At 73.1% G+C, this 12,445-nt stretch carries 10 protein-coding genes; 4 read left to right on the top strand and 6 right to left on the bottom strand.

All coding sequences use genetic code 11. From position 1 onward, the window contains the following. Positions 1-26: 26 nt before the first annotated feature. Both WMF46_RS11200 and WMF46_RS11205 read left to right on the top strand, forming a co-directional pair. Positions 27-1,637 carry a lamin tail domain-containing protein gene (locus tag WMF46_RS11200; RefSeq protein WP_437985600.1) on the top strand — a complete coding sequence of 537 codons (1,611 nt, stop codon included), beginning with the start codon at positions 27-29 and terminating at the stop codon, positions 1,635-1,637. Between the two features lie 199 nt (positions 1,638-1,836). Continuing rightward, complete coding sequence (locus WMF46_RS11205) at positions 1,837-2,466, top strand: helix-turn-helix domain-containing protein (protein ID WP_437534721.1); 630 nt, start codon at positions 1,837-1,839, stop codon at positions 2,464-2,466. Positions 2,467-2,704: 238 nt separating this feature from the next. Here WMF46_RS11205 and WMF46_RS11210 read toward each other — a convergent pair whose 3' ends face one another. Together WMF46_RS11210 and WMF46_RS11215 are read right to left on the bottom strand one after the other, a co-directional pair. After that, positions 2,705-4,087: a TldD/PmbA family protein gene (locus WMF46_RS11210; protein WP_437985601.1), complete on the bottom strand. Its 1,383-nt coding sequence runs from the start codon at positions 4,085-4,087 to the stop codon at positions 2,705-2,707. A 102-nt stretch (positions 4,088-4,189) separates the two neighbouring features. Continuing rightward, positions 4,190-4,942, bottom strand: a complete 753-nt coding sequence (locus tag WMF46_RS11215; protein WP_437985602.1) for a hypothetical protein — start codon at positions 4,940-4,942, stop codon at positions 4,190-4,192. Positions 4,943-5,107: 165 nt separating this feature from the next. On the opposite strand from WMF46_RS11215, the gene larB reads away from it, so the two are divergent. Both larB and larC read left to right on the top strand, forming a co-directional pair. Continuing rightward, positions 5,108-5,860, top strand: coding sequence for a nickel pincer cofactor biosynthesis protein LarB (gene larB / locus WMF46_RS11220; protein ID WP_437985603.1), 753 nt, complete (start codon positions 5,108-5,110; stop codon positions 5,858-5,860). Positions 5,861-5,927: 67 nt separating this feature from the next. Further along, complete coding sequence (larC, locus tag WMF46_RS11225; protein ID WP_437985604.1) at positions 5,928-7,430, top strand: nickel pincer cofactor biosynthesis protein LarC; 1,503 nt, start codon at positions 5,928-5,930, stop codon at positions 7,428-7,430. A gap of 73 nt (positions 7,431-7,503) precedes the next feature. Here the strand turns inward: larC and trxA are convergent, their stop codons facing one another. From trxA to WMF46_RS11245, 4 genes are all read right to left on the bottom strand, one after another. Beyond that, entirely contained in the window at positions 7,504-8,145 is a 642-nt protein-coding gene (trxA, locus tag WMF46_RS11230; RefSeq protein ID WP_437985605.1) for a thioredoxin, read from the bottom strand. Between the two features lie 162 nt (positions 8,146-8,307). Then, the gene (locus tag WMF46_RS11235) at positions 8,308-9,300 is read right to left on the bottom strand and encodes an ABC transporter permease (RefSeq protein ID WP_437985606.1); all 993 of its coding nucleotides are present in this window, start codon (positions 9,298-9,300) and stop codon (positions 8,308-8,310) included. Next, positions 9,297-10,826 carry an ABC transporter permease subunit gene (locus WMF46_RS11240; RefSeq protein WP_437985607.1) on the bottom strand — a complete coding sequence of 510 codons (1,530 nt, stop codon included), beginning with the start codon at positions 10,824-10,826 and terminating at the stop codon, positions 9,297-9,299. Before WMF46_RS11240 ends, WMF46_RS11235 begins: the two co-directional genes overlap by 4 nt. Positions 10,827-10,842: 16 nt before the next feature. Next, on the bottom strand, positions 10,843-12,438 hold the full coding sequence (locus WMF46_RS11245; RefSeq protein ID WP_437985608.1) for a trypsin-like peptidase domain-containing protein: 1,596 nt from the start codon (positions 12,436-12,438) through the stop codon (positions 10,843-10,845). Positions 12,439-12,445: the final 7 nt, after the last annotated feature.

Below are 12,445 nucleotides of genomic sequence, written 5' to 3' on the forward strand. Positions count from 1 at the left end.
AGCGAGCTCCCGCCGAACTCCGCGTCATGACCCATCGTTGCCCGATTCGCCCCTCGTGGACCCCCCGCGCGCTCCGCGCGCTGCCGCTTGCGCTCGCGCTCACGCCGCTCGTGGCCTCACCCCTGTCCTGCGCGCCGGAGCTCGTCGTTCCACCGCAACTCGATGAAGGCGGTGACGAAGAGGACGCCGAGGTCGCCGGCCCCGCAGACCCGGGCCCCGAGCTCCAGATCGAGCCCGCCGCGCCGCTGGACGCCGCGCCTCCGGTGCTGCGGGCGCGGGTGCTCCTCCCCGGCGCCGCTCTCGGGAGCGTCGATCCCGCCCGTGCGCTGGTCGTCCGCGGCAAGCTCAGCGCGGCGCACCTCCGGCAGATAGAGCGAGGCGAGCTGTCGACGGCGCTGTCGGAGCGCGTCGTCCCCTCGATCGCCTGGCTGAACGGGACACCCCCTGGCGACCTCTCGCTGACCGTGGCGCCGCTCGCCCCGCTCGCGCCCGGGGAGACCTACGCCATCGCGAGCGGCAGCCCTGTGTTCTCGCACCACATCCAGATCGCCGCGGAGGGCTCGCCGCCCGTGCTCTCACGGCTCTGGCCGCCGCCCGACGCCGGCGCGACCCTCGGCCTGGGGGTGTGGTGCGGCGACGCGCCCCTCCCGGAGGTGGTCGCCGCGGCGACGCTCGCGCCTGGCGGACCGGCGGGCGAGCTGCGCCGCGGCGCCGTCGACGACATCGGCGCGCGCTGCCTGCGCTTCGAAGGGGAGCCGACCGCCACGGCGCCGCCCGAGGCCGACGGCGTGCGCCTCGTGGGGCCTCCCGTCGCGCTCCCGGGCGAGCCGACAGCAGTGAGCCTCGATCCACGTCCGTTCATGATGGAATCGGATCCGCTTCCCGCCATTGCGGCGGCGTGTGCGCCGGACGAGCTCGCGCTCGGGCCGGGCTGTGCTCGGGTCGCCGACGATCGGATCCTCGTTCGTTCGGCGGATGCGCCGCTGCTCTGGGCGATCGCGGGCGCGGGGTTCGACGAAGTCCTCGCGGTACCGCCGGGCGAGCCGTTCGTCCTCGCTCCCCTGCCGCCCTCGAGCCCCGTGGAGCTCGCCATTGCGACCGTCGACAACGCCGGGGTCGTGGAGCGCCGGACGTTCTCGGCCATGACGCTCGCGCCCATGCCCCATGTGATCATCAACGAGGTGCTGGCGAACCCCGTCGGGCCAGAGCCAGGGCAGGAGTGGATCGAGCTCTACAATGACAGTGACGTCCCTGCTGAGCTCACAGGGGTTGTACTCGCCGATGTGGGTGGTGAGACCGAATTGCCCCCTATTTCGTTCATGCCCGGCGCGTACGCTCTGGTCGTCAACGAGGACTACGTTTCTGATGATGAGCTCGACCCTCCGCCTCCTCCCGAGACGCTTCTTCTCCGCGTCCCCAAACTTGGCAGCCACGGGCTGTCGAACTCGGGAGAACCGCTCAAACTGAAGGATCGAGGAGGTGCTGTCTTGTCCAGGTCGCCCGCCGCGCCCGTACCAAAGCCGGGAATGAGCCTGGCCCGCGTCGCTCCGCGCGCTCCAGACGGCTCGGCTGGCTCCTTCGCGACCACCTGGCCGACGCCCGGTCGCGTGAACATAATGAACAAGGAGATCCCCTGAAGGATGGGGAGTTTGCCTCCGCGCGGGGCGAACTCGCCATGGGGCCGAGAAAATTCGAGCAAAGCGGGTGACGGACCCGTCTATGAGAGCTAGGTTTCAATCGAGTAGACAGACGGGTGGGGGGGCCGCCACCTGAGGAGACGCTGCCGCGCTGTGAACGCGAGCTGTGCGGCAGGTGCCTTTCGCGTGGAGTTCGGCGATGGCTGGTGTTCGTGAAAAGCTGTTGACGGCATCGGACCTCGCAGCCTTGTGCGAGGTCGACTTGAAGACAATCCATAACTGGGTAGATCGGGGGAGGATTGCCCATTTCCGTACGCCGGGGAGACACTTGCGCTTCAAGGCTGCGGACGTGGCAGAGTTCCTCCGTGCATGGGGCTATTCGGTGCCCAGGGAGCTCGCCAAGGCGACCTCCAAGTCGATGATGGCCATCGGTACCAAGGATACGATGGCCCACGTGGCGCGAGCCCTCGGGGAAGGCGTGCCCATCCGGCACGCGAGCCACCCGTATGACGCGCTGATCTTCGCGGGGGCGGACCCCGCGGACGTGTACATCGTCGACGTGCGGGCGGTGTCCAGCGACGTGGACGTCCCCTCCCTCTTCGAGGCGCTCCATCGAGCGAACTCGCAGGGGACCTTCGTCGCCTTGTCGGATGAGCCGATCAGCCTGCCGTCGTTCGTCGGCCGGATCGGTCGGAGCGACGCGCAGCAGCTGAAGGGCTTCCTCGTGCCCGAAGCAGCCGCGCAGACGGCGACGCCCCTCCAGGCGGCGAGCGGTCCGGCGTCGGAAGAGCCGCCGCGGAGCCTCGCCGCAGGCGGGTCCTCGCGCTGAGCAGGGCCCCGGCCGTCCTACGCCCAGCAGAAGGGGCTGGGCTAGGACGGCCGGTCGCGCCCGAGGAGGCTCCGCCAGGAGCCGCAGCACTGCAGAGCGAGCCGCTGAGGTCAGAACCCCTCAGCAGCACAACCCGGGGCCGGTTGATGGGTCGCTCGCAACCCCGCTGTCGAGTCCGCTTCGAAATCTCCTGGAAGAAGACGCGCCCGAGGAGCAACGCTCTTCGGACGGAGGCGCTTCAGCTTCCAGCGATGGTCATGGAGGAGACCCGGAACGTCGGTGAGCACGTCGACGTCCGGAGATCCAGATCGTCCCCGACGGCGTCGATCCGCTGCAAGAGCTCGTCAAGGTTGAGTGAGATGGTTACTTCGCTCACCGGATAGGCGAGCTCTCCATTCTCGATCCAGAAGCCGGACGCACCCCGGGAAAAGTCGCCGGTCACGGCGTTGAAGCCGAAGCCCATCATCTCGGTGACGTACAGCCCGCGCGGCGTGGAACGCACGATCTCCGCCGCCGGCGTGGACGTGGGCTGGAGGAGGAAGTTCGACGTGGACGGCCCGACTCCGCCGCCAGCGCCGCGCGAGGCGCTGGCGGTCGGCGGGCGCTTGAGCTTCCGGCCGCTGTAGCTGTCGCAGAGGTACGTCTTCAGGATGCCTTGCTCGACAACGACGTTGCGCCGGGCGAGGAGGCCCTCGCCGTCGAACGGGCGCGAGCCGGGCGCGCGCGGGATCAGCGGGTCGTCGACGATCGTGATGAGATCGCTGGCGATGCGCGTCCCCTCGCGGCCGACGAGGTAGCTCGACTTGCGCCAGATCGAGCTGCCCATGATGCAGGAGCCGATCAATCCGAGCATCGACCGGGCGACGTCCGGGTCGAAGACGACGGGCGCCTCGCAGGTCGCCACCTTGCGGGCACCGAGCTTGCGCAGCGTCCGGCGCGCCGCCTCGCGGCCCACGGCGTCCGGGGCGTCCAGGTCGGCGAGGTGGCGCCGGCCGGTGAAGTAGAAGCCGCGGCGCTTCTTGTCGCCGCTGTCATCGGCGATCGGGGAGACCACGAGCTGCGCGTACGAGCCGGCGAAGCCGCCGCGGAACCCGCCGGACAGGACGAGGGCGAAGGCGCCCGCGCTCCGCGAGAACGTCGCGCCCTCGCTGTTCGTGATCCGCGGGTCGGCGTCGCGCGCGGCCTGCTCGCCTCGGCGCGCGATGTCGATCGCCTGCGCGGCCGTGACCTCGCCGCCCGAGGGATCGTAGAGATCGAGCGCGGGGAACGGCCCCTTGGCGATGAGCTCCGGATCGGCGGGGCCGGCGAACGCGTCCTCCTGGGAGATGTCGGCAAGCTCGAGCGCGTCCGCCACGAAGCGATCGATGCCGCGGGGCGTGAGGTCGGACGTCGAGGTCAGCGCGACGCGCTGCTTCTTGATGATCCGCATGCCGAGGCCCTTGTGGACGGCCTCCTCGACGAGCTCGGGCTCGCCGAGGCGCACCTTGGTGGTGAGCTCGGAGCCGGAGCGGGCGATCGCCTCCGCGACGTCGGCGCCGCCCTTCCTGGCGCGCGTCACCACCTGCTCGGCGAGCTCCATGAGTTCCTCGACCTGCTGCTCCACGCGGGCTCGTTCGGACATGGGGCGACAGGGTGGTGGAGCGGGCTGGCTCCGTCAACGCGGTGACGCGGTCGCCTACCCGCGCGCCAGGGGCGTCTCAGCCCCGCGCGCACGAGGGGCGTCTCAGCCCGGCCGGTTGGAGCGCCCGCCGCTGCCGACGCCGAGCCGCCGCTGAGGGCGTGTCGAGGCGGGCCGGGGGGGAACGACCTCAGGCGCTGGCTCACTCGGGACGGCGCGGGGGCGCGCGCCGGGGGAGGGCTCGACCTTCGGCGCGCCGCCCGGGGGCTCGCGCCGGAGCAGGGCGCTCACGGTGACAGCGAAGCCGCCGGCCAGCATGGTGTACATCCAGAGGAGCGCATACCCGAGCGGACCGCCGGCGACCGGGTGGACGCCGAAGTCGCCCTCGACCTGCCGGTAGGTGCCGTCGAGCGCGAGCCGCCGGGACAGGGCCAGGACGGCGAACAAGGCGATCGACAGCGGCGCGCCGGCGAGGACGGCGAGCGCATGGACCGCGCGCTGCGCGGTCCACCTGCCGCCAGCGCTCCCGGCGAAGCGATTCGCGGCGGCGAACCCGGCGGGCACCGAGGCGGCGTTGACGAGGACGAGCACGAGGTCGACGGCGGACGGGATGCGACGCGTGTCGACGAGGTACGCGAAGCTCCAATCAGGGGCGAACACCAGGAAGTACGCGCAAACCGGCGCGAAGACGAGGCAGGCGAACAAGGAGACGAGCGCGAGCGGCCGAGCGCGCGCGCCCGGCGTTAGCCGAGGCTCCGCCGCGCGCAGCGCGCCCAGGCGGTGAGGGGCTGCAGCGCTGAACCAGGCGAGCAGCGCACCGAGAGCAAAGCCGACGAGGGGAGCGACGAAGGCGGGCACGCGGCGCCGAAAGTAGTCCTGTCGCCCCCTCCTGAGCAAAGTGCCTGGACCTTTTCCTGACCAGGACGGCTCGAGCGGCCCACACAAGGGCTCTTCCGGGCGCCGCTGGGCAGGCGGGGCGGAACGTTTGCTCTGGGGACGCCGCCGCGCTAAGCGGCTGCGCGCATGGAGCCGCGCCTCGTCCGGGAGATGCTTGAGCGCGTTCGGACCGGCGAGCTTGCCGTCGAGGAGGCGCTCGATGCCCTCCGAGGGCTGCCTTTCCGGGACCTGGGCGTCGCGACCGTCGATCACCACCGCGCGCTCAGGCAGGGCGTCCCCGAGGTGATCTTCGGCGAAGGGAAGACACCCGAGCAGATCGCCCTGATCGCCGGGGAGATCTCGGGGGCGGGGCAGAACGTGCTCGTGACCCGGGTCGACGCCGCGAAGGGCGCGGCGGTCTCGGCGCTCTTGCCCGCGTTCCGTTATGTGCCCCTCGCGCGGACCGGCAGCATCGAGGTCGCGCCGCCGCCGAAGCGCGCCGCCGGGGCGGTCGCCGTCGTGACCGCGGGCACGAGCGATCTGCCGGTCGCCGAGGAGGCGATCGAGACGCTGCGCGCCGTGGGCCTCGAGGCGAAGCGGCTGTACGACGTGGGGGTCGCGGGGCTGCACCGCTTCCTCCATCGCGTCGAGGAGCTGCGCAAGGCGTCGGCCGTGATCGTGGTCGCGGGCATGGAAGGGGCGCTGCCCAGCGTGGTCGGCGGGCTCGTGGCGGCGCCGGTGATCGCGGTGCCGACGTCGGTCGGCTACGGCACGGCCCTGGGCGGCTTCACGCCGCTCTTCGCCATGCTCACGTCGTGTGCCTCCGGAGTCGCCGTGGTCAACATCGACAGCGGCTTCGGCGCGGCGATGGTGGCGCATCGCATGTTGCCGAAGGAGTAGCTCGGAACGAGCGCGACCGCGGGAGCGCCGCGCCGCGAAGGCGCCCGGGGAACGGAGAAGGCGAGAGATGGGACACGGGCACGATCACGACCACGCGCACGGGGATGCGCACGGAGACGAGCTCCACCACGGGGGCCATCACGACCACGGGCACGCGCACGAGGGCCATCACGACCACGGGCACGCGCACGAGGGCCATCACGACCACGGGCACGCGCACGAGGGCCACCACGACCACGGGCACGCGCACGGGGGCCATCACGACCACGGGCACGCGCACGAGGGCCATCACGGGCACGCGCACGGGGGCCATCACGGGCACGCGCACGGGGGCCATCACGACCACGGGCACGCGCACGACCATCCGCGCGCGCCGCTCCTCGAGGAGGGCGCGGGCACGGGCAAGGTCCTGTTCTTCGACGCCTTCAGCGGGATCGCGGGCGACATGACCATCGCCGCGCTGCTCGATCTCGGGGTGCCCCTCCTCGTCATCGAGCGCGCCGTCGCCGCGCTGCCGCTCGATGGGTTCCACCTGCACCGCGGGCACGCCCATCGGAGCGGCATCGTGGCGACCTCGTTCGACGTGCACGTCGAGGCGGCGCAGCCGGAGCGCACCTACGGATCCATCGACGCCATGCTCGCCGCCGCGCCGCTCGATCCACCGGTCGCCGCGCTGGCGCGCCGGATCTTCCGGCGCCTCGGCGAGGCGGAGGCCGCCGTGCACCGGATCCGCCTGGAAGACGTGCACTTCCACGAGGTCGGCGCCGTCGACGCGATCGTCGATATCGTGGGCTCCGCCGCGGCGATCGTGCACATCGGGGCGGAGGTCGTCGGATCGCCGCTGCCCATGGGGCGCGGGTTCGTGAAGGCGCGGCACGGGATCCTCCCGCTGCCGCCGCCCGCGGCGGTCGCGTGCCTCCGCGGCGTCCCGACCTACGGCGTCGAGCTCGACGCCGAGCTGGTCACGCCCACCGGCGCGGCCATCATCGCCACGCTGGCGACCCGGTTCGAGCGCTGGCCGACGTTCGCCCCCGATCGGATCGGCTTTGGCGCCGGTCAGCGCGAGCTGCCGGACCGCCCCAACCTGCTGCGGGTCGTGCTCGGGACGCGCACGGGTGGAGACGAGAGCCTCGGCAGCGCGTCGCACGTGATCGTCGAGGCGAACGTCGACGATCTGACGGGCGAGGTGGCAGGGCACGCGATCGAGGCGCTGTTCGCGGCGGGCGCGCTCGACGCCTGGGCGGCCCCGATCACCATGAAGAAAGGGCGCCCCGCCCTGACGATCGCGGCGCTCGCGGCCGCCCCCCAGGCCGACGCCGTCGCGACGGCGCTGCTCCGCGAGACGACCAGCATCGGGCTACGGAAGATCCCGGTCGCGCGCACCGAGCGGCCGCGGCGGATCATCACGGTGCAGACGGCGTACGGAGCCATCCGGGTGAAGATCAGCGAGGGGCCGTTCGGGCCGCCGCAGATCAAGCCGGAGTTCGACGATTGCGCCGCGGCGGCGAGGACGCACGGCGTGCCGGTGCGCGAGGTCGTCTCGGCGGCGCTGTCGGCCGCCAAGGGGTGACGCCGCGCCGCGCAGGGTGCTGCCGCGCGGCGCCGAGCTCGCCGAGCGGCGCTGCGTCACCCTGCGGCAGCGGTCAGTCGGGGCGCTGGATCGGGAGCGCCTCGGCCTCCCACGAGAGGAAGCCGCCCTCGAGGAACGCGACGGGCACGCCCTCCTCGGCGAGCTTCGCGGCGACGTCCTTCGACTTGTCGCCGGAGCGGCAATAGAGGACGGGCGCGCCGGCCAGCATGTGGAGCTCGGCGAGCCGGCCCTCGATCTCCTCGATCGGGATGTGCACCGCGCCCGGGATGTGGGCGCGGCCGTAGGCGGGGGTCTCGCGCGTGTCCACGGGGACCACTTGACCCTCCCGGATCAGCTGCGCCAGCTCGGCGGCCCGGATGGCGCCCTCGGCGCGCGGGAGGAACGGATCGAGCAGCTCGCGGAGCTGCTTTCGGTTGAGGACGCCCTGCTCGGCGGCCACCGGGCGGCCTCGATGAAAGACCATGAACGTCGGGACGGACTGGATGCGCAGCGTGGTGGCGATGCGCTTCGACCGGTCGATGTCGACCTTGACCACCTTGGCCTTGCCTTCGAGCTCGCGCGCGATGGCGTCGACCTCCGGCGCGACCGTCTTGCACGGTCCGCACCAGGTGGCGGTGAAATCGATGAGCACGGGCAACTCGCTGCGGAGCACCTCGCGCTCGAACTCCTGCTCGTTGATCTCGGGAACGGCCATGGCGGGCGAATTCATAGCGGGCCTTTCCTGCGAGATCGAGCGGCGCGAGGGCTCCGCGGCCGAGATCGCGGAGATGAACGCGATTTCAGCGCAATTTCGGCACGCGAGAGCGCTGCACGGCCGGCGGCGCCTGCGGACGTGCGGCCCCCGCGCCCCGCCCCGTCAGCGCGGGACGCGCGTGCGCACGGTGCGTGTATCGATGGAGTCGCGCAGGGCGTCGGCGATGAGGTATGAGCCGCCGACCGTCGCCAGGAGCAGCACGAAAGGGAAGACGAGCAGCCGGATCTCGCTCGGGTGCCGCGCCGCCTGGCCCAGCGTCTCCCCCCACGAGGCCACGCGCGCGGGCGCGCCCATCCCGAGGAACGAGATCGCCGCCTCGAGCAGGACGACGGACGCCACGCCGAGCACCGAGCTCACGATCACGGGGCCGAGCGCGTTCGGGAGGATGTGGCGGTAGAAGACGCGCAGCCGGGTGCTGCCGAGCGCGTGCGCGGCCGCCACGTACTCCTCGCTCGACGCGCGCAGCACCTCGGCGCGCACGAGGCGCGCGATCTCCGCCCAGCGGACGAAGGCGACCGCGAGCACCAGCGACAGCGCGGAGGGCTCGCGCTCGATCGCCCGCACGATGGCCACGACGAGGATCGCCGGGAAGGTGTCGACCGTCTCGACGAGGCGGACGAGGCCGTCGTTCCAGACGCCGCGCAGCGTGCCCGCGAGCCCGCCGAGCACGACGCCGAGGAACATGCCCACGAGCACCGCGCTGAGCGACAGGCCGAGCGCCGTTCGGGCGCCGTAGATCAGCCGCGCGGCGAGATCGCGGCTCTCGAAGTCCGTGCCGAGCGGGTGGTCGAGGGAGGGCGACGCGTTCGGGCCGGCGTCGGTGCGCTGCTCCGGGCCGTAGCGGATGGGCGGCCAGATCGCGAAGCCCTCGAAGCGCACCCTGAGCTCGGCCTCGGTGAGCGACTCGAGCGCGGCGCCCTCGGTGACCGCGGGCAGGATCTCCGCGCGGCCCGGCCCGAAGCAGGCGATGGGCGCGGGGGCGGCGAGGAGCTCGGCGAAGATGGCGAGCAGCGCGAGGACGCCGAGCAGCACGGCGCCGATGGCGACGCGCTTGCTGCCCACCATGCGGCGGAGGAACGCGGTCGCGTGGGTCACGCCTCGCTCCTCCGCGAGAGCACCGCCGGGCCGAGCCGCGGATCGACGAGCACATAGGCGAGATCGGTCGCGATCACGCCGAGCGCGGCGATGGCCGCGGCGCCGATCGAGATGGCCATGAGCCAGCTCACGTCGCGCGCCTGCACGGCGAGGAGCGTGAGCTCGCCGAGCCCGTGGAGCTCGAAGACGCGCTCGACGACGAAGGCGCCGCCGAGCGCCATCGGCGGCTCGAGCATGGCGAGCGTCACGACCGGGAGCACGGCGTTGCGGAGCCCGTGGACGGCGATGGCGCGCGCGGCGCCGGCGCCGCGCGCCCGCGCGGCCCGGACGAAGTCCTGCGTGAGGACCGCGACGAGCGCGGCGCGCTGCTGCCGCGTCGGCGCGGCGACGAGCGAGAGCGCGATCATGCACGTCGGCAGGAGCAGGGTCCGCGCGCCGCCCGAGAGGAGCGCGGCGGCCACGGCCACGACGGCGGTCGGGAGGACGGCGGCGGTGAGCACGGCGGCCGCGATCGCGGAGTCGCTCCGCCGGCCCTGCGAGGCCGCGCTGAGCGCGCCGAGCGGGATCGCCACGGCGTAGGCCAGCGCGATCGCCCCGAAGACGAGCGCGAGGGTGACGGGCGCGCGCCGCGCGAGCTCGTCGAGCACCGGCTCTCCGGTCGCCGCGACGCCGAGCCGGTGGGTGACCGCGCCGAGCGCCCACTTGCCGTAGCGGGTCTCGAGCACGGTCGCCGCGAGCTGCGCCGGGCCGGTGAACACCTCGAAGTCGCTGCGGTACACGTTCCAGAACGACCTCCACCGCGTGACGCACGCGCGGGCCTCCGCGAGGTCGTCGCCCGGGGCGATCCGGTCGTCGATCTCCGCGATGTGGGCCGCGACGTCGACGAGGGCGCGCGCCTGCTCGAGCGTGGCGGCGTCGCGCGGCGGCGGCAGCGCGGCGATCACCGCCTGCAGGGCGAACGTGTCGAGCTCCAGCAGCTCGGCGGCGCGCGACGCGGAGCCGTAGCGGACCAGGCGCCGCACGGCGCTCCGGACCGACGCGCTCCGGAACTCGATGCCGCGGTCGTCCCAGAAGCGCGTCCAGAACGCGACCGCGTGCGCCGGGTCCGCGGCGTCGTCGGCCCGCGGCAGGCCCATCCGCGCCGCGACGGGCGCGAGCGCGAGCGCGACGCGGGTGCGCGGCTCGGGCGCGAGCGCGTCGAGCGGCAGGATGTGCGGCAGCGCGGCGCCGCCGAGGCGCCGCAGCTCGTCGGCGGCGGCCGCCGCGTCGTCGCCGCCGGCCGCGATGGCCTGCGCGGCCGCGAGGGCGCGCAGGCGCACGTCGCGCGGCGCCAGGTTGATGAAGCGCGGCAGGTCGAGGAAGCGCTCCCGGCGGAGCCGCGCGAGCTCCGCGCTGGAGAGCGAGCTGGCGAGGAGCGGATCGTCCGTCGGATCCGGGACGAAGGAGAGCACGAAGAAGGTCAGCAGCGAGACGCCGACGAGGGTCGGCAGCGTCCAGAGGAGCCTGCGGAGCGCGTGGCGGAGCATCTCTCTCGGCCCGGTGTCAGCGCAGGATGGCGTCGAGCAGGTCGATGCGCATCCCGAACTTGTAGGGGGAGGCCTTTACCACCTCCATCTTCTGGCCAGAGATCGTCTCGTCGTTGCCCTCGAGGTACCCGCCGGCGTTGATGCCGATGACCTTGCCCTGGCCGTTGAAGATGGGGCTCCCGCTCATGCCGCTCGTGCTGCGGGCGTCGTGCTGGATCAGCCAGGCCTCCGCCGCGGGCGCGGGCCGGCCGTTCGCGCCCGTGATCCGGCCGATGTTGGCGGCGAGGAACGTGGCGACGGGGTTCGCGGTGTCCGTGAGCCGCTCCGGGAAGCCGATCAGGTACACGTCGTCGCCGGCGCCGGACGCGGCGAGCTCTTCCCGCGTCGCGAGCTCGAGCACGGCGGCCGCGCGCCCGGCGATCGTGACGGTGCCGATGTCCGGGGTGAGCTGATCCGCGCTGTCGCGGTACTGCGGGTGCGTCCGCATGCCGGTCACGGCGAAGCTTATCTGGCCCCGGCCCTCGTTCTCGAGCGCCGCGATCGCGCCGCCGCGGCGCTTGGCCGCGGTGATGCAGTGGGCGTTCGTCACGAGGACGGAGGGCCGCACCGCGAACGCCGTGCAGAACCCCTCGCGCCCGGCGGCGAGCATGAAGATCCCCTTCCTGGAGCGATCGTGGAGGTTGCGCCCGAAGTTCGCGTTCGAGGGGTGGAGCGTCCCGAGGCGGCGCTCGATCTCCTTGCGCCGGGGGTCCTCCGGCGAGAGGCCCGCGAGCTCCTCCCGGAGCTGGCTGATCTCGTCGTGGGAGGAGCGGTTGTAGACGATGAGCGCGGCGAGGCTGGCGAGCGCGATCACGAGGAGCGCGGCGAGGATGTAGGTCGTGCGGCGCTGGCCTGCCGTCGCGGCGTGCACCTCCTTGTGGAGCATGGCGTTGATCTCGACGGTGCCGCGGGGCTTCGCGCGCCCCGTGGCGGCCGCGACGGCCGAGGAGATCATCATGGCGATCGTCCGCTCGCCGACCCGCCGAGCTCCGGCGGGCGGCGCCGCCGGGACGTGCCCAGGGGGGGCGGCAGCGGGCGCGGGGTACGCGGCGGGCGCCGGGTATGCAGCGGGCGCGGGGTACGCAGCGGGCGCCGGGTATGCAGCGGGCGCGGGGTACGCGGCGGGCGCGGGGTACGCAGCGGGCGCGGGGTACGCAGCGGGCGCCGGGTATCCAGCGGGCGCGGAGTAGCCCGCAGTAGGCACGGGGTACGCGGCGGGCGGGGGATGGCCCGTCACTGGCGCAGGGTAAGCGGCGGCAGGAGAGGGGTGATGGGCCACAGCGTGCGCCTGCGGCGGACCCGACGTGCGGCGCTCGACGAGCTCCAGCCGCACCCGCGGGCCCTTGGCGCCGAACGTGATCTCGTCGCCCGACGCGATCGGGTGCCGCTTGATCCGCTGCCCGCCCGCGTAGGTCCCGTTGCGGCTGTCGAGGTCGTAGAGCACCCAGCCAGCCGCCTCGAGGCGCGCCTCGGCGTGGTGGCTGCTCGCGTCGCGATCGTGGTTCGGGTCGAAGACGACGTCGTTGTCCGGCGCTCGACCGAAGCGCACCGCGCGCCGGTCATGGATCTCCACAGAACCG

The sequence above is a fragment of the Sorangium sp. So ce117 genome, assembly GCF_051524395.1.
Lineage (GTDB): Bacteria > Myxococcota_A > Polyangia > Polyangiales > Polyangiaceae > Sorangium > Sorangium cellulosum_B.

Bases quoted from the DNA above. Each gene is read 5' to 3' on its own strand.
- WMF46_RS11240 (WP_437985607.1), bottom strand. From the start codon at position 10,826: ATGCTCCGCCACGCGCTCCGCAGGCTCCTCTGGACGCTGCCGACCCTC.
- WMF46_RS11210 (WP_437985601.1), bottom strand. From the start codon at position 4,087: ATGTCCGAACGAGCCCGCGTGGAGCAGCAGGTCGAGGAACTCATGGAG.
- trxA (WP_437985605.1), bottom strand. From the start codon at position 8,145: ATGGCCGTTCCCGAGATCAACGAGCAGGAGTTCGAGCGCGAGGTGCTC.
- larC (WP_437985604.1), top strand. From the start codon at position 5,928: ATGGGACACGGGCACGATCACGACCACGCGCACGGGGATGCGCACGGA.
- WMF46_RS11205 (WP_437534721.1), top strand. From the start codon at position 1,837: ATGGCTGGTGTTCGTGAAAAGCTGTTGACGGCATCGGACCTCGCAGCC.
- WMF46_RS11200 (WP_437985600.1), top strand. From the start codon at position 27: ATGACCCATCGTTGCCCGATTCGCCCCTCGTGGACCCCCCGCGCGCTC.
- larB (WP_437985603.1), top strand. From the start codon at position 5,108: ATGGAGCCGCGCCTCGTCCGGGAGATGCTTGAGCGCGTTCGGACCGGC.